The organism is Polynucleobacter sp. Nonnen-W13, assembly GCF_018881735.1.
GTDB lineage: Bacteria > Pseudomonadota > Gammaproteobacteria > Burkholderiales > Burkholderiaceae > Polynucleobacter.
This window is the reverse complement of sequence record NZ_JACVPU010000001.1, coordinates 41,105-60,434: the sequence shown is the minus strand read 5'-3', so window position 1 is coordinate 60,434 and position 19,330 is coordinate 41,105. Positions and strand designations below refer to the sequence as shown.

The window sequence follows — 19,330 nt, the reverse complement described above, 5'->3', positions numbered from 1 at the left end:
AACGAGACTGTATGGGATATAGGCACTTACAATACTGGAGTTAGCGAATTTCCTACAGGCGCCCGTAGCTCAGTGGATAGAGTATTGGCCTCCGAAGCCAAGGGTCGCAGGTTCGATTCCTGCCGGGCGCACCAAAACAGAGGGGTTTTTGACCTACATCATGCGTAAATTCGTGAAAAAGGCTATCATTTCTCCCTAACTTATTGATTCTTATCATGTCAAATCATCTAAATTCTGCATTATCCGAACCATCCATGGCCAATCCCTTGGCCCCAGATCTTCCGTTGCCACACCGAAAAGTTATTCGCAGCTGGCTGATCCCTATGGCTCAAGGAGAAACAGCAAAAGCAATTGCCTTGCTAGCTCTGGACGCAGTTTTATGGCTTGCTTGTATCGCTGGCACTATTTTTTTTGAAAGCGTGCTGATCAAAATCATCTTGGGCCTAGTTGCAGGTTTTGTTACTGGTCGCATCTTCATCTTGGGTCATGATGCCTGCCACCAAAGCTACACACCCCACCGTGAACTGAATAAAGTATTGGGTCGCATTGCGTTCTTGCCGTCTCTAACCCCATATAGCTTATGGGATGTGGGCCACAATGTAGTTCACCATGGTCAGACCAACCTCAAGGGTTTTGACTTTGTCTGGGCCCCATTATCAAAAGCCGAGTTTGATGCCCTTCCAGCATGGCGTAAGGCCTTAGAGCGTCTCTACCGTAGCGGTTGGGGCCCTGTTTTCTACTATCTGATTGAGATCTGGTGGAGACGTGAGTACTTCCCGAATGCCAAAAATAAACCTGGCGATCGTCCAATTTTCTTAAAAGATAATTTATTGGTAACTGGTTTTGCCATTATCTGGATTGCTTGTCTTATTGCTGGTGCCCTTGCCACTGGCCAATCTGTTTGGCTTGGCCTCATCACTGGTTTTGCCGTTCCCTTCCTCTTCTGGAATGGAATGATTGGGTTTGTAGTCTACGTACACCATACCCACACTTCAGTCTCTTGGTATGACAAGAAATCTGAGTGGTTGCGCGCCCAGCCTTTTGTATCCACCACGGTACATTTGACCTTTAATTGGATTTGGGGCTCTTTAATGCACCATATCATGGAGCATACCGCCCACCACGTGGATATGAGCGTCCCGCTATATCGCCTCCAAGAGGCTCAAAATACCCTGGAAACCATCCTTCCTGAGCGTATTTTTGTCCAAAAGTTCTCTTGGGCCTGGTATTTTGATACCGCTCGCAAGTGCAAGCTTTATGACTTTGAAAACAAGGCTTGGCTTGATTTTGATGGCAATAAAACGGCTGATTCCGTCAGAGTCGTCCTAAGCCCAGCCCCAGCGGGACAAAACGGGTAAAATAGAGCCTCTGTACAAGATTTGGATTACCCGGATTGCCCATGACTACCTCGACTCCAGCTGCTACCCAAGAAACCTCACAGAGCCTTAAGTTTTGCTCCTCATGCAGTCGCGAAAAGCGTCTGGAAGGTGGCACTTGGATTCCGACTAGCAATCGCAAGCAGCGCTGGATTTGTGCAAGCTGTTTATACAACCGCACACACCGTACCGGCTCAGCAAAAACCTAAGCCTCCAATTGGCGCCTTGAGACAAACGCTTTTGCATGACCAAATCCAAAATGCCTAGTTTGTTCAGGTAATTGATCTAAGCAAAACTCCTCATCAATTTGCGGGCTCGCAAATGGTCTCACCTAATCGAATAGAGTAGTTAGAATATTTTCTAATTTAGTCGAGATAAATAAAAAAGTGTGTAAATGGCTCGGTCACCTATGTGTGGCAATAAAGCTAATTACCGCCCACAGGATACATAATGAAAACTCAAGATACATTTAAATTCGCAGAAACACATGAGTGGGCTAGCATCGAAGATGATGGACTAGTATGGGTGGGTATTAGTAATCATGCACAAGAAGCTTTAGGCGATGTGATGTTTTTCCAAGCGCCAAAAATTGGCCAACAAGTGGAGCAGGGTGAAACCGTTGCTGCAATAGAGTCAGTTAAAGCAGCAAGCGATATTCATGCTCCCATTAGCGGTGAGATTATTGCGCTCAATGAAGAAATAGACTCCAGCCCTGAGGCTATAAATACTCGGCCGTATGCAATTTGGTTATTTAAAATTAAACCAATATCAGCAGAGATGCTGAGCACCAATCTAAACAACTTGATGTCACTCACACAATACGAGTCTAAAGTAGGCGCTTAGATAGCAATCGGATCGCGCTCTACCAACCATCGAATACGTGATGCTTTACTAATTCTTCCCGTGGAATCTTGGCGTAATTCTTGATCTATTATTTCAAGCGTTTCTTGTAACACCTTGCGATTGCTTGACTCAATTAATAATTGGGCGCGCTCTGCACCCGCTACCCGCATAACTGGCTTAGGAACTGGATCGTATATCTTGAGTTCTTTTCCAATCAGGCCTTTAATTTTTATACGCGTCTTTAGTTCATTCAAAAACCAAATCGCCTGATCCAAACTTTTGCCTTCAGCATGAATAAGCGCCTGATATGAGTAGGGTGGTAATTTTGCCTCTTCTCGTTCTTTAGCCGTAAATGCTAAAAATCCATCGACATCGTGTCTTAACAAATACTGAAATACCGGTGACTCTGGGTATTGTGTCTCGATATAAATATCACCCCCAGCCTCACCTTTTGTACCCGACCTTCCTGCTCGCCCTGCCACCTGTACTAGCTGCGCAAATAATCTTTCAGCCGCCCTAAAGTCTGCTGAGTACAGCCGACTGTCTGCGTCTAATACGGCGACCAATCCAATGTTTTGATAGTCGTGTCCTTTGGCAATCATTTGAGTACCAACGACAATATCAACATTGCCACTATGTATTTCTTCAAAGAGAGCTTCTGCTCCCTTGCTCTTTCTGCTTGAATCCGTGTCGACCCGCAGCACTCTTGCTTGTGGCCACATTTCTTCAATAGCATCCTCCAACTTTTGAGTCCCATGCCCAAGTGTTTTAAGATCTGCATTTCCGCAATCAGGGCAAAACTGTGGAATAGGCTTTACCAACCCACAATGGTGACAATTTAAAACTGATCTATTACTTAATGCGCCGGCCTTATGCATTACTGTATAGGTAGAGCATTGAGTACATTTTGATAACCAATTACATGCTGAGCAACTGAGTACTGGAGCGTAGCCACGTCTATTAATCAAAATCAAACTTTGTTTTTTTTCTGCAAGTGATTTGCTTATGGCATTTGCAAGCGTTTTTGTAATCAGACTTTTTTGCTTTGGCGCACCTGCATCACCCGGACTAAATTGATTTTGTGGCTCACGTGCATTAATTAAGTGCACACTAGGCAAGCTTGCGCCTTGGGCACGCTGATCAAGCCGAATATTTTCATAGCGGCCAGATTGAGCTGCCAACCAGGTTTCTAGTGATGGAGTAGCGGAAGCTAAGAGGATGGGGATTTTTTGATCGTGCGCTCGCCAGATTGCCAAATCTCTTGCTGAGTATCGAGTGCCGTCTTGTTGCTTATATGATGGGTCGTGCTCTTCATCTACCACTATGACTCGCAAATTAGGTATCGGCGTCAATGCAGCTAGCCTGGTTCCTAAAATAATTTGTGCTTTACCAGTCATTGCCTCATACCACGCAACGCCTCTTTTCTTTTCGCTGATACCACTATGCAATACCGCCATTTTTTTATCAGGGAAGTATGCTCTCACGCGTCTCTCGAGTTGCGGAGTTAAGTTAATCTCTGGTACTAGTAAAAGTACTTGGGCGCTCTCTTCTCTTAGGGCGCTTGCAAGCCAATTTAAAAAAACGGCTGTCTTCCCACTTCCTGTTTGACCCTGCAGCAATATTGCTCTAAATTCTTTTTCTTTTTGATCCTCTGCCAATAATTTGCGAAGAGCGATCTTCTGCTCTGAATTTAATTGATCCAGCGTGATCAAGCCCTCTGTGGGAAGAGGAGAATTTTTTTTACTTTTGTTTTCTGCTGACTCCAGTTTTTTAGGTATCTTTTCCCATTCATCAGCCTTTTTCCACATCTGCGGAATGACTGGCAAAGCAGTTTCCCCTAAGGCATGGATGTAATACTGACTAGTAAAGCTCATTAATCTCAATAGAGCGGGGTCGAATACCGGGAGTGGGGCAAGTCGTTCTACGTATTTGAGTTTTTCAATCTCATATTCAGAGTGATTACTCACCTTTACTATCAGCCCAACTTCTTTAGACCTTGCAAAGGGGACCTCAACTACATTACCAATTTCGGGGAATCTGCCTAATTTTTCAATATCCCATAGGTAGTCAAAGCCCTGCACTAAAGGCTTATCTACTACCACCTGCACTACGATAGGTTTAGGGTTGTTTTCTAAAATTTGTTATTTCACCCTGTGGATAAGTCTGTGGATATCATTCCTTGTTTTGTATCTCTTCAGTTATTTTATAGGAATGCCATCTTGAATAGAAAATCAATATTTTATTAATTTTCATTACAAATCAATGACTTACAATGGTTTGTAAAGGTAAAGTTTGATAATTCCTGCGAATCTCTCTGTATTTATGATTTTGCACATTTCTGTGCATAACTTTTTGCCGTAATATTGGCAAAGTTAGCAATTACTTGCGTCTACCGCACTGCCCGCAAAGCTTTTGACTTGGAGATTACCGCTTCGGAGAGAGCTGTTACGCTTTCAGGTGGGGTAAATTGGTTGATGCCGTGACCTAAATTAAAGATATGTCCATCCAGCGGATGAAGGCCTGGTTTTAGTGAGGGAGCGCTAGCCAAGTCCCCCAAAAGACCCTCTGCAGCACTTGCAATATGCTTCGGTTCTGAAAACAAAATTAGTGGATCTAGGTTACCTTGCAAAGCCAGTGGCTTATTGATATCTAATAGCTGCTTACGGGCGCGACTTAAGGGCATAGTCCAGTCAATTGCAATAACATCTGCCCCAATTTGCGCCATATCGTTCAACCAAATACCGCCGCCTTTTGTGAACATAATAATTGGGATCTTGCGTCCCTCATGCTCTCGGGGCAGTAGTTCAACCACTTTTTGCATGGCAGCCAAGGACATACGCTGATACCAACCATCTGGAAGCAAGCCTCCCCAGGTATCAAATATCATGAGCGCTTGTGCTCCAGCTTTTACCTGCTCAATTAAGTAGGCTGCTACTGACTGGATATTAATCTCCAGAATATGCTCAAGTAAATCTGGTCGACTAAACATCATAGTCTTCGCATGACGAAAATCATCTGAGCCTGAACCATCAATCATGTAGCAAGCTAATGTCCACGGGCTTCCAGAAAAACCGATCAGCGGTACCCGCTGTTTGCCATCCTGAATCAGTGCTTTGCGAATTTCTGATACAGCATCAAAAACATATTTGAGCTGATTCATATCAGCAACTCGTAATTTTTTTACTGCCTCTTCAGTGCGAAGGGGGTGCTCGAAACTAGGTCCCTCACCTGCAGTAAATTTCAGACCCAAGCCCATAGCATCGGGAATCGTCAAAATATCAGAGAATAAAATCGCTGCGTCTAAAGGGTAGCGATCCAATGGCTGAAGGGTTACCTCAGTTGCATAAGCTGGATTTTTAGCAAGTCCAAGAAAGCTACCTGCCTTAGCTCGGGTTGCATTGTATTCCGGGAGATATCGGCCTGCTTGGCGCATGAGCCAGAGCGGTGTTTGATCAACCGCTTCGCCCAAGCAGGCTTTTAAAAATCGATCGTTAGACAACAAGGAAATATCCGACTCTTATTTTTTACGGCGGAAACGAGCAATAGCTGCCAGTTGTGCTGCTGCCATAGCAAACTCTGACTGCGCTAGGGCCATGTCAAAGTCAGTTCCACGATTCTGCATTGCTTCTTCAGCGCGCTTCTTGGCTTCATTGGCTTTGGCTTCATCAAGGTCATGTCCACGAATGGCGGTATCGGCCAAGACTGTGACATGATCCGGCTGCACTTCTAAATAGCCACCTGCAACGAATACAAACTCTTCATCACCATCAGCTTTTTCAATACGAACTGATCCTGGACGAATGCGTGTAATCAAAGGAGTGTGGCCGCGTAAAATACCGAGCTCACCATTCTCGCCAGGAAGCGCAACAAACTTAGCCTCTCCGCTGAAAATAGATTGCTCAGCACTTACTACATCGACGCGTATGGTTGACATAATTTCCCTAGATGAATTCGATTAAAGCTTCTTAGCTTTCTCGATGGCTTCATCAATTGAACCCACCATATAAAACGCTTGCTCTGGCAAGTGATCCAATTCACCGCTGCAAATCATTTTGAAACCACGGATAGTTTCTTTCAATGGAACATATTTACCTGGTGAACCAGTAAATACTTCAGCAACGTGGAAAGGCTGGGACAAGAAACGTTGAATCTTACGTGCACGTGATACAGCTAATTTGTCTTCTGGTGACAGCTCGTCCATACCCAAAATAGCAATAATGTCACGCAACTCTTTGTAGCGTTGCAATGTCATCTGAACTTCGCGGGCAACTTCATAGTGCTCTTGACCAACCACTTGTGGGTCAAGCTGACGACTGGTTGAATCCAATGGATCAACCGCTGGGTAAATACCCAAAGCAGCAATGTCACGTGATAACACAACTGTGGAGTCTAGGTGCAAGAAGGTTGTCGCTGGCGATGGATCGGTTAAGTCATCCGCAGGAACGTAAACTGCCTGAATAGAAGTAACAGAACCAGTCTTAGTAGAGGTAATACGCTCTTGCAATTTACCCATCTCTTCAGCTAATGTTGGCTGATAACCCACAGCGGAAGGCATACGGCCGAGCAACGCAGAAACTTCAGTTCCGGCCAATGTGTAACGGTAAATGTTATCAACGAAGAACAAAATGTCACGGCCTTCATCACGGAAGGCTTCGGCCATTGTCAATCCAGTCAACGCAACGCGCAAACGGTTGCCAGGAGGCTCATTCATCTGACCAAACACCATCGCCACTTTGTCGATAACGTTAGATTCTTTCATCTCGTGGTAGAAGTCATTACCTTCACGAGTACGCTCACCAACACCGGCAAACACTGATAAACCTGAGTGTTGTTTAGCGATGTTATTAATCAATTCCATCATGTTCACGGTCTTACCAACACCCGCACCACCGAACAAGCCTACCTTACCGCCTTTAGCGAATGGGCAAACTAAGTCAATAACCTTAATACCGGTTTCGAGCAAGTCAACAGAAGGGGAGAGCTCATCAAACTTTGGTGCTGGCTGGTGAATAGCGCGACGCTCTTCAGTGGCAATCGGGCCCGCATCATCAATTGGACGACCTAAAACGTCCATAATACGACCCAATGTTGCTGGGCCAACTGGGACTGAAATTGGCTTGCCTGTAGAAGCAACTTCCATGCCACGGCGTAAACCATCGCTTGCGCCCATAGCAATCGCGCGAACTACGCCGTCGCCAATTTGTTGTTGCACTTCAAAGGTCAAGCCTTTTTCAGCAAATGATTTTTCGCCACTATCAACTAATGTCAACGCATCATAAATGTTTGGCATTTTGTCGCGTGGGAACTGAATGTCCACCACTGGACCGATACATTGCACGATATTTCCGTTACTCATCGCATTTCTCCGCTTTTAATTCCTGAATTCTTTCGTATTCCTAAACGCTAACCGCTTAAACCGCAGCCGCTCCGCCAACAATCTCTGACAACTCTTTAGTAATAGCAGCCTGTCGTGTTTTGTTGTATTCCAATTGCAATTCGCCGATTACATTCTTCGCATTATCTGAGGCGGCCTTCATTGAGACCATCCGCGCAGATTGTTCTGAAGCCATGTTTTCAGCAACAGCTTGATAAATCATTGCTTCTACATAGCGCTTTAGTAGGCCATTCAATACAGACTCTGCGTCTGGCTCGTAGATGTAATCCCAAGAGTTTCCTGCCTTCTCTTCTGGAGTTAATGCGACCGACTCCAAAGGTAAGAGTTTTTCTAAAACAGGCTCTTGTTTCATTGCATTAACAAAGCGGGTATATGCCAGATAAACTGCATCAATTTCACCGCGCTCAAACGCTTCTAATTGGGCTGTAATTGCACCAATCAAAATATCCATATGTGGCGTATCGCCAATCTGAATTGTTTGAGAAATAAGTTTTGCCTTAGAGCGATTTAAAAACTGGAGGCCTTTTGAACCAATTGCAGTGTATGCAATTTCAATACTGTTGCCGCCCATATCGCGCACTTGGTTTGCAATCAGACGCAATACGTTGGTATTTAAACCTCCGCACAAACCTTTGTCGGTTGTAACCAAGATTGTGCCAATTTTCTTCACTTCACGAGTTGCCATGTAAGCAGGGCGGAACTCAGGATTTGCTTTAGAAAGATTGGAGACAATTTCACGAATTTTTTCGGCATATGGGCGCGCATTACGCATGCGCTCTTGGGCGCGGCGCATCTTGGATGCTGCGACCATTTCCATTGCCTTTGTGATCTTGCGCGTGTTTTGCACGCTCTTGATCTTAGATCGTATCTCTTTTGTGCTTGCCATGATTTATGCGAGCCCTCTTAGAAAGAGGCTGAACGCTTGTAATCCTCAATTGCAGCACGTAAGGCGGCCTCGTCATCCTTGCTCAAATCTTTAGTCTCTTCAATACGGCCAACTAAATCAGCGTATTTAGATTTCAAATGATCTTGCAAACCTTTTTCGAATGGCAATACGTTCTTCACTTCGAGGTCATCAAAGTAGCCGTTATTCACAGCATAAAGTGAGGCAGCCATTTCCCAAACCTGCAAAGGCTTGTACTGAGCCTGCTTACACAATTCAGTAACACGGCGACCGCGCTCTAACTGCTTACGAGTTGCCTCGTCAAGGTCAGAAGCGAACTGTGCAAACGCTGCCAATTCACGATACTGTGCCAAGTCGGTACGAATACCGCCTGACAGCTTCTTAATAACTTTAGTTTGGGCTGCACCACCAACACGTGAAACAGAAATACCGGCATTAATCGCAGGTCGTACGCCAGCGTTAAACAAGTCTGTTTCCAAGAAGATCTGGCCGTCGGTAATCGAAATGACGTTGGTTGGTACGAATGCAGAAACGTCACCAGCTTGAGTTTCGATAATTGGCAATGCGGTCAATGAACCTGTCTTACCTTTGACTGAGCCGTTTGTAAATTTCTCAACGTAATCAGCGCTTACACGAGCAGCGCGCTCAAGCAAACGGGAGTGGAGATAGAACACATCGCCAGGGTAAGCTTCGCGGCCTGGTGGGCGGCGGAGGAGTAAAGAAATCTGACGGTATGCAACGGCTTGTTTTGTTAAGTCGTCATAAACGATCAGTGCATCTTCACCACGATCGCGGAAGTATTCGCCCATCGTGCAACCGGCATATGCTGAGAGATATTGCATTGCTGCAGACTCAGAAGCACTTGCTGCAACTACAACGGTGTACTCCATTGCGCCTAATTCTGTAAGCTTGCGTACAACGTTAGCAATCGTGGAAGCTTTTTGACCAATCGCAACGTAAACGCAATAAACGTTTTTACCTTTTTGGTTAATGATCGCGTCAACCGCTACAGCTGTCTTACCAGTCTGGCGGTCGCCAATGATCAACTCGCGCTGGCCGCGACCGATTGGAACCATCGCATCAATCGCCTTCAAACCAGTTTGCACTGGCTGGCTAACGGATTGACGTGCAATAACGCCTGGGGCAACTTTTTCGATAAAGTCAGTTAACTTCGTGTTGATTGGGCCTTTGCCATCGATTGGCTGTCCAAGTGCGTTGACAACGCGACCGAGGAGCTCGGGTCCAACTGGCACTTCCAAAATACGGCCAGTACATTTAACTGGATCACCTTCTTTAATGTGGGTGTACTCACCCAACACTACTGCACCAACGGAATCACGCTCAAGGTTCAACGCGAGTCCGATTGTGTTGTTAGGGAATTCCAACATTTCGCCCTGCATAACACCAGATAAACCATGTACACGGCAAATACCGTCGGTCACTGAAATTACAGTGCCTTCGTTGCGAAGCTGGGAGTCAACACCCATTTCGCTAATTCGGCTTTTGATCAGTTCACTGATCTCGGAAGGGTTGAGTTGCATTACTTACTCCTGGGTCTTATTTCGTATGTTCTTAATAGGGATAACTTATGCGCCAAGACTTGCTTGCATTTGAGCTAACTGTGCTTTTACAGAGCTATCCATTACTTCATCACCAACCTGAATGCGAACTCCGCCAATCAATGCAGGATCTACTTGGATAGTTGGGCGCAATTCTTTACCCCCAAAGCGCTTCTTCAAACTTGACAACAAATCATTCAGCGCAGAACCCTCTAATGGGAATGCGCTAGTAATCATTACTTCTGCTGCACCCTCGCTCTTATTCTTCATCGCCTCAAATTGTTTAGCAATTTCAGGAATAGCTGATAAGCGGTGGTTTTGATTTACAAGACTCAAAAAGCTTGCGATTTTGCCGTCAAGCTTTGTCTTCACCATGCCAGAAAGAAGCTTACTTAAATCATCCGCAGATACTTTTGGATTATTTGATAAAGCGGCAACTTCTGGTAAGGAGGCTAACTGAGCCAATTCATTTAACTGCTCTAAACATGTGGCAAGCTCAGCAGCCTTAGTGCTTTGGAAAAGTGCCTCAGCATAAGGCCGCGCAATTGTGGCTAATTCAGCCATATCAAAGTTCTGCCTTTAGTTGATCAAGCAATGTGCTGTGGGCTTTTGCATCTACCTCACGACGCAAAATTTGCTCTGCACCTTTCACGGCCAACACAGCTACTTCAGCACGCAGTACTTCGCGAGCGCGCGTTACTTGTTGATCGGCATCTTGTTTGGCTTGGGAGATGATGCGAGCAGCTTCAGCCTGTGCGTTTGCGCGAATTTCTTCCGCAGACATTTGAGCGCGTTTTTCTGCCTCTGCAACACGCTGCACACCCTCTTGGCGTGCTTTAGTTAATTCTTGCTCGGCTTCATTACTTGCCAATGCGAGCGCTTCTTTACCGCGCTCGGCAGATGCCAAGCCATCAGCAATTTTGCTTGAACGCTCATCTAACGCCTTAACTAGCGGCGGCCACACGAAGCGTGCAACAACCCACCATAAGACGAAGAAAACGATCATTTGCGCGAATAGGGTCGCGTTCAGATTCACGATATTCCTTTCAGTATTGTTGAGAACAGTAGGATGACCCGATGGTCATCCACGCCAAAACAATTACTTAATAACTGCGAGCAGTGGGTTTGCAAAAGCAAACAACATTGCAACACCAACGCCGATCAAGAACGCAGCGTCGATCAAACCAGCCAAAAGGAACATTTTGGTTTGTAATTCATTGATCAGTTCTGGTTGACGGGCAGCGCCCTCAATGAACTTACCGCCCATTAGGCCAATGCCCAAACAGGCTCCCAATGCGCCGAGGCCGATGATGAGGCCAATACCGATAGCGGTTAGTCCTTGGATGTTGGCTAAAAATGCTTGCATGTTTACTCCTAAGTATTGAAAGTGAGGTTAAAAATAAAAAAGTTAATGGTGACTGTGGGCTTGCCCAATGTAAACCAAGGTCAACATCATGAAAATAAATGCTTGCAACAAAATAACTAAGATGTGAAAGATTGCCCAAGCTGAGCCTGCAATCACATTGCCGACGAAGCCAAGCATGTATAAATCTAAGTTAAAGGTCCACATGCTTCCCAAAAGGGCAATGAGCAAAAACAGTAGTTCGCCTGCATACATGTTGCCGAAAAGTCGCATGCCGAGGGAAACGCCCTTAGCGATATATTCAATGATGTTCAAAATCAAGTTGAAAGGTGCCAAATACCACTTTGCGCCAAAGGGTGCTGAAACCAGCTCATGCAAAAAGCCTCCAAGGCCTTTTACTTTGAAGCTATAGAAGAACACCAACAACAACACTGAAAATGACAGGCCAAAGGTGGCGTTCAAGTCGGTAGTAGGGACTATCTTGTGATGGGGAATATGAACCCCGAAACCACCAATAAATTGATTAACCCCGAAGATCCAATCTACCGGCACTAAGTCCAAGGTATTTAGAAGAATAATCCAGCAAAAAACAAACAGGGCCAGCGGGGCAATAAAGCTTCTATCGCCATGAACAATGCTTTTTGTCTGGTTATCGACCATCTCAACCAACATTTCAATTAAACATTGAAAGCGACCAGGAACACCGGGGGATGCCCTGCGGGCGGCAAGAACCAATAGGAAAACTGTGATCAACCCCATTAAAGAGGTCCAAAAGATGGTGTCTAAATTAATGATGCTGAAATCAATAACTGAGGTTTGCGCCCCGCCGATATTATTGAGGTTTTGTAAGTGCTCAGCAATATAAGCAGTCGGTGTAAGCGGTTGGCTGGCCGCATGATGGGCCGCCCCTGCTGCTGCGTTGACTTCGCTAGACATCTCTAAACTTGTCCTTATCTATATTTACCGCCTGTTACTTCCAAAACCACACTAGCAGATAACACTTGAGCGTAGCCAAATAAGTGACAAGCAATGGAATCCATTTCAAATCAGGTTGCTTTAAGGCAAAGCCAATAAACAGGAGAACGGTTGCTAGAATTTTTATAAATTCGCCAGAAACCACTGCTGCCAAATATCCGCCAGGGCCTGATTTTACATTCTTTTTTGCCGCCTCTAAGCGCGCCAAAAATAATGCTGAGGGTAAAAACCCAATCAAACCGCCTACCAAAGCCGAATAAGTATAAACGCTTTTGTCAGTCTGGTTAGAAAAAACAAAGCAGGCAGAAGCAATTATTAAGGTTAGTACTACCTGACTTAAGACGATCCACCATGAATTCAATAACCGAAAATTGAGCGGCTTTGCCTTACGTAATGCATCCATTTCCTCTTTACTCAGAGCTTTATAGGAGTCATCGTCGATTTCATTCCATTGATGCCTAGGAATCGGCCGTTCTTTATTCACAAAATTCATTTCTTGAGGCACAGTAAAAGGGCTTTAGTCTGCCCGAATACCCAGCTTTTTTAACAGGGAATCTAGCTCATCAAATTGGCTAAAACGTATTCTGAGCTCGCCACCTTTACCCTTGAACTTAAATTCCGCACTTAAACCTATCAAATCTGCAATTTCTTGGGTCAAGCGGCGCATGTCTGGATCACGGCTGGGTGCAATACCCGCTACTTTAGTGTTGGTTTTTTTGTCCCCAATTTGACCGCCAGCGAGCGCTAGAGCGGTAGCCATTCTTTCGGCCTCACGTACGGACAGGCCTTGGGCTGCAATTTTTTGTGCCAAGGCGACTTGGCTTGCCCCAGGCAAAGGCAATAGCGCGCGGGCGTGGCCCATATCAATATCGCCCGCCAAGAGCATGGCTTGCACTGGCTTTACCAATTGATTCAAACGCAATAAATTAGTAACGGCACTACGTGACTTACCTACCGCTTTCGCTGCTTGCTCATGCGTAAAACCAAACTCTTCAATCAACCTAGCAAGACCTTGAGACTCTTCAAGCGGATTCAAATCTTCGCGCTGCATATTCTCAACTAAAGCCATTGCAGCGGCAGCCTGATCATTAGCGCCAGAAACTAATACAGGCACCTCTTGTAAACCGGCCAAAGTGGCCGCACGAAAGCGGCGCTCGCCGGCAATGATTTCGTATTTTCCTGGCGCAACCAAACGAACCAACAAGGGTTGCATCACACCTTGCTCGCGAATACTTTCTGCCAACTCTTGAAGTGCGCCCACTTCCATTTTTTGACGTGGCTGATATTTGCCAGCCTGTAATGCACTTAATGGCAAACGATTAATTTCAGCGTTGGTTTCTTTTGCTGCCTTGTCGCCGAGTAATGCCTCTAGGCCGCGACCCAAACCTTTTTTCTTGATTGCAACCATGATCTTTTTTAATATTCCTAGGTTTTACATTTGCTTAATGCGCTCAATCATCTCGGCACCAAAGTCTAAATAGGCTTTTGCGCCACGCGATGATCTATCAAACGCCACCCCAGGAAGCCCATAGGACGGGGCTTCAGCCAAGCGGACGTTGCGGGGGATGATGCTCTTAAATACTTTATCGCCAAAGTGTTCAAGTAATTGATCAGAAACTTGTTGTTGCAAAGTCATGCGCGGATCAAACATCACACGCAATAGGCCAATGATCACCAAATCAGGATTTAAGTTTGCGTGGACCTGCTTAATCGTGTTTACTAAATCTGACAGGCCTTCCAATGCAAAATATTCACATTGCATTGGCACAATCACACCGTTCGCTGCACACAATCCATTGAGCGTTAACAAAGATAGTGCTGGGGGACAGTCAATCAAAATAAAGTCATAGTCATTCGCAACAAGCGCGAGCGCATCCTTCAGTCTTTGTTCGCGTGAGTCTAAATCTACTAACTCAATTTCTGCGCCTGCCAAGTCTCGGTTTGCCGGCAACACATCGTATCCAGAGCTCTCGCAAGGCACTGCGGATTCTTTTACAGACGAAAGACCAATCAGCACTTGATATACCGTGCTACTGAGGTCTGCTTTTTCAATTCCAGACCCCATCGTCGCATTGCCCTGTGGATCTAAATCCACCAATAAAACACGTTGCCGATGTCCAGCTAAACCAGCAGCCAAATTAACAGCGGTAGTAGTTTTTCCTACGCCGCCTTTTTGGTTTGCAATACAAAATATTTTGGCCATAATTTTTCTTAAAATTGTCGTGCTTTAAAGGGGTGATTTTCTCACGGGGGATAAGACTAGCAGTCGTCGCTCTACCGCCAAATTTGGAATCTGCAAGGGCTCATCGGCTATTAGCCGCCAGTCGTCCATACAAACATCCCGCAACTCTTCGTCTGCGCGTTTTGCCTTCATCGCAAATATCAAGCCATTGGGCTTCAGCAGGGGTAGGGAGAGCTCTAAAAAGTGGGCCAGATTGGTAAATGCTCTAGAAATTACTGCATCAAACTGGCCTGGCTGTGATTTGGCCACTGCCTCAACGCGCTCGCTCAAGACTTGAATGTTCTTTAAATCTAATTTCCCACGCACATGCTGCAAAAATGCTGTTTTTTTACGAATAGCCTCAATCAAAGTCAAATGCCAGTCTGGTTGCAATATAGCAATCGGGATTGCAGGCAGGCCGCCGCCCGACCCAAGGTCTGCGATTTTAGGATTTAGTATGCCTAGAAAACGGCGCATTACTGGTAAAACTGTAATAGAATCAATAAGATGCAGTCTAATAGAGTTCTTTTCACCCTCAATAGCAGTCAAGTTATGAACCTGATTCCAACGGCCCATTTCCTGCAAAAAAAGCTCTAAATCAGCCATGTTGGCAGAACTAAGATTGAGACCCAAACTCTCAATGCCCAAAGAAACCAAGTCATTACTCATGGACTTCTTCTTGGGTGCGGCCTAAGCCCTTTTTAAGGTGGACTAATAGCAAGGAGAGTGCGGCAGGTGTGACACCAGATATCCTGCCTGCTTGACCCAAGGTGCCAGGCTTATACAAATTGAGCTTTTGCTGAACCTCTTTGGATAAGCCGAGAACATGGGCGTAGTCCAAAGCCTCCGGCAAAGGAAAGCTCTCGTTATGCTCTTGCCGAGCAATCTCAACAGCCTGCCTATCTATATAGCCTTGATATTTAATCGAAATTTCAACTTGGTCGCTAATTTGTTGCGCCAAACCCAAATCATCATCCAAGGCTCCCGGGGACCAAAGCCCTTCAGCCAAACTGGTGATGGCCTCATAGGTAATACCAGGGCGCCTTAAAAGATCGGCCAAACTACACTCGTGCGATAGGTCTTGGCCCAAAAGCTCGGAAACAGCCTTTGCTGAGCCATGTTTTGGGCCGATCCAAATGTCTTGCAAGCGAGATGTTTCACGTGAAACAGCCTCTTGTTTCCTGCAAAACGTATTCCAGCGGTAATCATCGACCAGACCCAATTCGCGGCCAATCTTAGTGAGGCGCAGATCCGCATTATCTTCACGTAGGCTAAGGCGGTATTCCGCACGGCTAGTAAACATACGATAGGGCTCTTGGACGCCCAAGGTAATAAGGTCATCTACCAAGACGCCGATATAGGATTCGCTACGCTTAGGCAGCCAAGGCTCTTTCCCTTTTGCCGCCAAACCAGCGTTGATGCCCGCAAGCATACCTTGGGCAGCGGCCTCTTCATAGCCCGTTGTGCCATTAATCTGGCCAGCAAAGTACAGGCCTGCAATTGCCTTAGTCTCTAAACTATGGCGCAAATGGCGTGGATCAAAAAAGTCGTACTCAATGGCATAACCAGGGCGCACAATTACGGCAGACTCTAGGCCACGAATGCTGCGAACCAAGCTCCACTGAATATCAAACGGCAAACTAGTAGAGATGCCATTGGGATAAAACTCATTAGTTGTTAGGCCCTCAGGCTCTAAAAAGATTTGGTGGCTGTTTCTGGAGGCAAAACGATGAATCTTGTCCTCAATAGAAGGGCAATAGCGTGGGCCCACCCCCTCAATAACCCCGGTGTACATCGGGGAACGATCTAAACCACCGCGAATAATGTCATGGGTTTGTTCATTTGTATGTGAGATCCAGCAAGGGACTTGCTTAGGGTGCTGCTCAGGCCGACCCAAATAAGAGAAAACTGGCACTGGATCCAAATCCCCTGGCTGTTCCAACATCACTGAGAAATCAATGGTGCGCCCATCGATCCTCGGCGGGGTGCCGGTTTTTAGGCGGCCCTGGGGAAGCTTCAACTCTTTTAACCTAGAAGACAAAGAGGTGGCTGCTGGATCACCAGCCCGTCCACCAGCATAATTATTTAAACCTACATGGATCTTCCCGTCCAAGAATGTGCCAGCAGTTAGCACCACCTTCTTGGCCATAAACTTCAAGCCCATTTGTGTAACTACGCCCTGGACCTCATCGCCTTGGACCAGGAGATCATCTACAGCGGCCTGGAAAAGGGTCAGATTTTCTTGATTCTCGAGACGGCGACGAATCGCTGCCTTATATAACACCCGGTCACCTTGTGCGCGAGTTGCACGAACGGCAGGGCCCTTGCTTGAGTTCAATATCCGAAACTGAATGCCAGCCTCATCGGTAGCCGCTGCCATGGCACCACCCATAGCATCAATCTCTTTAACTAAATGGCCTTTGCCAATTCCACCAATTGAAGGGTTGCAGCTCATTGCCCCTAAACTCTCAATACTATGGGTTACGAGAAGGGTATCGCACCCCATTCGAGCAGCCGCAAGGGCAGCCTCGGTTCCGGCGTGACCGCCACCAACCACAATGACATCGAAGTTCTTTGAATAATGCATGATTTGCCTCAGATAGGGCGATGATCATAGCATTTTGTAGGTTTCACGTGAAACAAATCCAAGCCCAAGTAAAAACATGCACAATCAATATTTTCTAAGTTATTGATTTAATTGAATATTTATGTAGGAGGGTGGGCAAAAAATTCACAAGGCTCAAAACTGCGCCGCACTTAAGACAGAGAACTGAGGGTCTTAAATGAGTACGGCGCCACAGCGCCGTACTAAAAACCTAATAAAAAAGGGCTCATCCCTTGTTCTTAAAAAAGCGGATGATTTCACCAACTACGCCTCTACGGAAGGCCAAAACACAAATCACAAAAATAAATCCGGTTGCAATAGTGCTCCAGGATCCAATGTTGGCTAGATAATTTTGCAAACCAACCACAATGCCCGCACCGACCACTGGACCAAGAATGGTGCCCATGCCGCCCAACAGAGTCATTAAAACAACCTCTCCCGACATGTGCCAATGGACATCGGTCAGTGTTGCCAATTGAAAGACTAGGGTTTTCAAAGAGCCTGCAAGGCCCGCGAGCGCAGCTGAAATTACAAAAGAAATGAGTTTGAAGCGATCAACGTCGTAGCCCAAAGAAACTGCACGAGGCTCGTTTTCGCGAATGGCCTTTAAAACTTGGCCGAAAGGGGAGTGAACCGTGCGAACGATCAACGCAAATCCTAGCAAGAAAATAACCAACACAAAGTAATACATGCTGACGTCATCTTTTAAATTAATTAAGCCAAACAACATTCCACGCGGCACACCCTGAATACCATCTTCGCCACCAGTGAATGGAAGTTGCACAGCCAAAAAGTAAACCATTTGGGAAAGCGCCAATGTCACCATCGCAAAATAAATACCTTGACGACGAATTGCCAAAGAGCCGATCAAAAATCCTAAGATGCCAGAACCCAAGACGCCCAACACAATTCCAAACTCGGGGGACAGGCCAAGCTCTTTGCAAAGATAGGCGGTGATATAAGCAGAGGTTCCAAAGAATGCAGCGTGCCCGAAAGAAAGAAGTCCAGTAAAACCTAGCAACAAATTAAAGGCGCAAGCGAAGAGAGCGAAACACAAGACCTTCATGGCAAACACTAAATAGATGAAGTCCTGAAAAGGCATCAGCAAGGCAATTAAAACCAAAATGCCATAAAGCAATTTTATTTTTGGGTTCACTTATTTCTCCCGGCCGAAAAGTCCAGCAGGACGAATAAGCAAAACGATTGCCATGATCACAAAAATTACTACCCCCGATGCTTCTGGATAAAACACTTTGGTTAGGCCCTCAATCAAACCCAAAGCAAGGCCAGTCAAAATAGAGCCCATGATGGAGCCCATGCCGCCAATCACCACCACAGCAAAAACCACAATAATTAAATTGGAACCCATCAAGGGGTTGACTTGAAAAATAGGTGCGGCCAAAACGCCAGCAAAGCCAGCCAAGCCAACGCCATAAGCATAGGCCAAAGAAATCATAAGAGGGACATTGATACCAAATGCTTGAAGTAGTTTTGGATTTTCAGTTCCAGCGCGAAGATAGGCGCCCAACTTCGTTCTCTCAATTACATACCAAGTAGAGAAACAAACCACTAAAGAGGCAACCACCACCCACAAGCGATATTTCGGCAAGATAATGCCAATCGACTCCAGTGGAATGGCGCCCTGTAGTAGTTCGGGGGCTGGATAGCTCTCACCAGAAATTCCATACCAATGGCGGAACATGCCCTCAATAATGAGAGCCAATCCAAAAGTTAATAACAGGCCATAAAGATGGTCAAGGTGATAAAGGCGCTTGAGCATGGTGCGCTCAAGAATCAAACCAAATCCTGCCATAACCAAGGGCACCAAAATTAGTGCAAACCAATAATTAATTGAGAACTCAGGAAAGCCAAACCATTGACCAACTTGAGTCAGCCCAATCCACGCAACAAAAGCACCCATGGTGTACTGGGCACCATGAGAAAAATTAATGATGTTGAGTAGGCCAAAAATAATGGCCAAGCCCAAACTCAGAATGGCGTAAAAGGAGCCATTAATAAGCCCCACCAAGAGCTGGGCAACCAGCCCTTGAGGGGTAATTCCAAGAAGTTCAAACATGCTTATTAAAAA

At 45.8% G+C, this 19,330-nt stretch carries 20 protein-coding genes and 1 tRNA gene; 4 read left to right on the top strand and 17 right to left on the bottom strand.

Features of this window, described 5'->3' with window-relative positions; translation table 11 throughout:
* Positions 1-58: 58 nt before the first annotated feature.
* The 4 genes from ICN27_RS00280 to gcvH all read left to right on the top strand — a co-directional run bounded on the left by ICN27_RS00280 (position 59) and on the right by gcvH (position 2,219).
* A tRNA-Arg gene (locus ICN27_RS00280) sits at positions 59-134 on the top strand.
* Between the two features lie 189 nt (positions 135-323).
* Positions 324-1,358: a fatty acid desaturase gene (locus ICN27_RS00275; RefSeq protein WP_215310256.1), complete on the top strand. Its 1,035-nt coding sequence runs from the start codon at positions 324-326 to the stop codon at positions 1,356-1,358.
* 41 nt (positions 1,359-1,399) lie between these two features.
* Positions 1,400-1,585: a hypothetical protein gene (locus tag ICN27_RS00270; protein WP_041396810.1), complete on the top strand. Its 186-nt coding sequence runs from the start codon at positions 1,400-1,402 to the stop codon at positions 1,583-1,585.
* Positions 1,586-1,823: 238 nt separating this feature from the next.
* Positions 1,824-2,219 carry a glycine cleavage system protein GcvH gene (gcvH, locus tag ICN27_RS00265; RefSeq protein ID WP_370624477.1) on the top strand — a complete coding sequence of 132 codons (396 nt, stop codon included), beginning with the start codon at positions 1,824-1,826 and terminating at the stop codon, positions 2,217-2,219.
* Here gcvH and priA read toward each other — a convergent pair.
* The 17 genes from priA to ICN27_RS00180 all read right to left on the bottom strand — a co-directional run bounded on the left by priA (position 2,216) and on the right by ICN27_RS00180 (position 19,318).
* The gene (gene priA, locus ICN27_RS00260; protein WP_370624459.1) at positions 2,216-4,327 is read right to left on the bottom strand and encodes a primosomal protein N'; all 2,112 of its coding nucleotides are present in this window, start codon (positions 4,325-4,327) and stop codon (positions 2,216-2,218) included. The genes gcvH and priA overlap by 4 nt on opposite strands.
* Before the next feature lie 281 nt (positions 4,328-4,608).
* Positions 4,609-5,727: a uroporphyrinogen decarboxylase gene (gene hemE / locus ICN27_RS00255; protein ID WP_216269208.1), complete on the bottom strand. Its 1,119-nt coding sequence runs from the start codon at positions 5,725-5,727 to the stop codon at positions 4,609-4,611.
* A 9-nt stretch (positions 5,728-5,736) separates the two neighbouring features.
* Positions 5,737-6,153 carry a F0F1 ATP synthase subunit epsilon gene (locus tag ICN27_RS00250; RefSeq protein ID WP_046329360.1) on the bottom strand — a complete coding sequence of 139 codons (417 nt, stop codon included), beginning with the start codon at positions 6,151-6,153 and terminating at the stop codon, positions 5,737-5,739.
* 21 nt (positions 6,154-6,174) lie between these two features.
* Positions 6,175-7,575, bottom strand: coding sequence for a F0F1 ATP synthase subunit beta (atpD, locus tag ICN27_RS00245; protein ID WP_215308674.1), 1,401 nt, complete (start codon positions 7,573-7,575; stop codon positions 6,175-6,177).
* 55 nt (positions 7,576-7,630) lie between these two features.
* A complete protein-coding gene (gene atpG / locus ICN27_RS00240) occupies positions 7,631-8,500 on the bottom strand; it encodes a F0F1 ATP synthase subunit gamma (protein WP_216268559.1) in 870 nt (289 codons plus the stop codon).
* Between the two features lie 17 nt (positions 8,501-8,517).
* Positions 8,518-10,059, bottom strand: coding sequence for a F0F1 ATP synthase subunit alpha (gene atpA / locus ICN27_RS00235; RefSeq protein WP_215308672.1), 1,542 nt, complete (start codon positions 10,057-10,059; stop codon positions 8,518-8,520).
* A 45-nt stretch (positions 10,060-10,104) separates the two neighbouring features.
* Positions 10,105-10,641 carry a F0F1 ATP synthase subunit delta gene (locus tag ICN27_RS00230; RefSeq protein WP_216268558.1) on the bottom strand — a complete coding sequence of 179 codons (537 nt, stop codon included), beginning with the start codon at positions 10,639-10,641 and terminating at the stop codon, positions 10,105-10,107.
* 1 nt (position 10,642) lies between these two features.
* Entirely contained in the window at positions 10,643-11,113 is a 471-nt protein-coding gene (locus ICN27_RS00225) for a F0F1 ATP synthase subunit B (RefSeq protein ID WP_216268557.1), read from the bottom strand.
* A 63-nt stretch (positions 11,114-11,176) separates the two neighbouring features.
* Positions 11,177-11,443 (bottom strand): F0F1 ATP synthase subunit C, encoded by a 267-nt coding sequence (gene atpE / locus ICN27_RS00220; protein ID WP_028818346.1) that lies wholly within the window; start codon positions 11,441-11,443, stop codon positions 11,177-11,179.
* Positions 11,444-11,485: 42 nt separating this feature from the next.
* The gene (atpB, locus tag ICN27_RS00215) at positions 11,486-12,376 is read right to left on the bottom strand and encodes a F0F1 ATP synthase subunit A (protein WP_216268556.1); all 891 of its coding nucleotides are present in this window, start codon (positions 12,374-12,376) and stop codon (positions 11,486-11,488) included.
* Positions 12,377-12,410: 34 nt separating this feature from the next.
* The gene (locus ICN27_RS00210; protein WP_216268555.1) at positions 12,411-12,899 is read right to left on the bottom strand and encodes an ATP synthase subunit I; all 489 of its coding nucleotides are present in this window, start codon (positions 12,897-12,899) and stop codon (positions 12,411-12,413) included.
* Positions 12,900-12,932: 33 nt separating this feature from the next.
* Complete coding sequence (locus tag ICN27_RS00205) at positions 12,933-13,823, bottom strand: ParB/RepB/Spo0J family partition protein (RefSeq protein WP_216268554.1); 891 nt, start codon at positions 13,821-13,823, stop codon at positions 12,933-12,935.
* Between the two features lie 24 nt (positions 13,824-13,847).
* Positions 13,848-14,618 carry a ParA family protein gene (locus tag ICN27_RS00200; RefSeq protein WP_215308666.1) on the bottom strand — a complete coding sequence of 257 codons (771 nt, stop codon included), beginning with the start codon at positions 14,616-14,618 and terminating at the stop codon, positions 13,848-13,850.
* Positions 14,619-14,642: 24 nt separating this feature from the next.
* Positions 14,643-15,305 carry a 16S rRNA (guanine(527)-N(7))-methyltransferase RsmG gene (gene rsmG / locus ICN27_RS00195; protein WP_216268553.1) on the bottom strand — a complete coding sequence of 221 codons (663 nt, stop codon included), beginning with the start codon at positions 15,303-15,305 and terminating at the stop codon, positions 14,643-14,645.
* Positions 15,298-17,223 carry a tRNA uridine-5-carboxymethylaminomethyl(34) synthesis enzyme MnmG gene (gene mnmG / locus ICN27_RS00190; RefSeq protein WP_216268552.1) on the bottom strand — a complete coding sequence of 642 codons (1,926 nt, stop codon included), beginning with the start codon at positions 17,221-17,223 and terminating at the stop codon, positions 15,298-15,300. Before mnmG ends, rsmG begins: the two co-directional genes overlap by 8 nt.
* 244 nt (positions 17,224-17,467) lie before the next feature.
* On the bottom strand, positions 17,468-18,397 hold the full coding sequence (locus ICN27_RS00185) for a branched-chain amino acid ABC transporter permease (RefSeq protein WP_370624458.1): 930 nt from the start codon (positions 18,395-18,397) through the stop codon (positions 17,468-17,470).
* Positions 18,398-19,318 (bottom strand): branched-chain amino acid ABC transporter permease, encoded by a 921-nt coding sequence (locus tag ICN27_RS00180; protein ID WP_215308663.1) that lies wholly within the window; start codon positions 19,316-19,318, stop codon positions 18,398-18,400.
* Positions 19,319-19,330 lie beyond the last annotated feature (12 nt).

Coding starts and splice junctions, on each gene's coding strand:
- ICN27_RS00275 (WP_215310256.1), top strand. CDS start 324: ATGGCTCAAGGAGAAACAGCAAAAGCAATTGCCTTGCTAGCTCTGGAC.
- ICN27_RS00270 (WP_041396810.1), top strand. CDS start 1,400: ATGACTACCTCGACTCCAGCTGCTACCCAAGAAACCTCACAGAGCCTT.
- ICN27_RS00250 (WP_046329360.1), bottom strand. CDS start 6,153: ATGTCAACCATACGCGTCGATGTAGTAAGTGCTGAGCAATCTATTTTC.
- atpD (WP_215308674.1), bottom strand. CDS start 7,575: ATGAGTAACGGAAATATCGTGCAATGTATCGGTCCAGTGGTGGACATT.
- atpG (WP_216268559.1), bottom strand. CDS start 8,500: ATGGCAAGCACAAAAGAGATACGATCTAAGATCAAGAGCGTGCAAAAC.
- atpA (WP_215308672.1), bottom strand. CDS start 10,059: ATGCAACTCAACCCTTCCGAGATCAGTGAACTGATCAAAAGCCGAATT.
- ICN27_RS00230 (WP_216268558.1), bottom strand. CDS start 10,641: ATGGCTGAATTAGCCACAATTGCGCGGCCTTATGCTGAGGCACTTTTC.
- atpE (WP_028818346.1), bottom strand. CDS start 11,443: ATGCAAGCATTTTTAGCCAACATCCAAGGACTAACCGCTATCGGTATT.
- atpB (WP_216268556.1), bottom strand. CDS start 12,376: ATGTCTAGCGAAGTCAACGCAGCAGCAGGGGCGGCCCATCATGCGGCC.
- ICN27_RS00205 (WP_216268554.1), bottom strand. CDS start 13,823: ATGGTTGCAATCAAGAAAAAAGGTTTGGGTCGCGGCCTAGAGGCATTA.
- ICN27_RS00200 (WP_215308666.1), bottom strand. CDS start 14,618: ATGGCCAAAATATTTTGTATTGCAAACCAAAAAGGCGGCGTAGGAAAA.
- rsmG (WP_216268553.1), bottom strand. CDS start 15,305: ATGAGTAATGACTTGGTTTCTTTGGGCATTGAGAGTTTGGGTCTCAAT.
- mnmG (WP_216268552.1), bottom strand. CDS start 17,223: ATGCATTATTCAAAGAACTTCGATGTCATTGTGGTTGGTGGCGGTCAC.
- ICN27_RS00180 (WP_215308663.1), bottom strand. CDS start 19,318: ATGTTTGAACTTCTTGGAATTACCCCTCAAGGGCTGGTTGCCCAGCTC.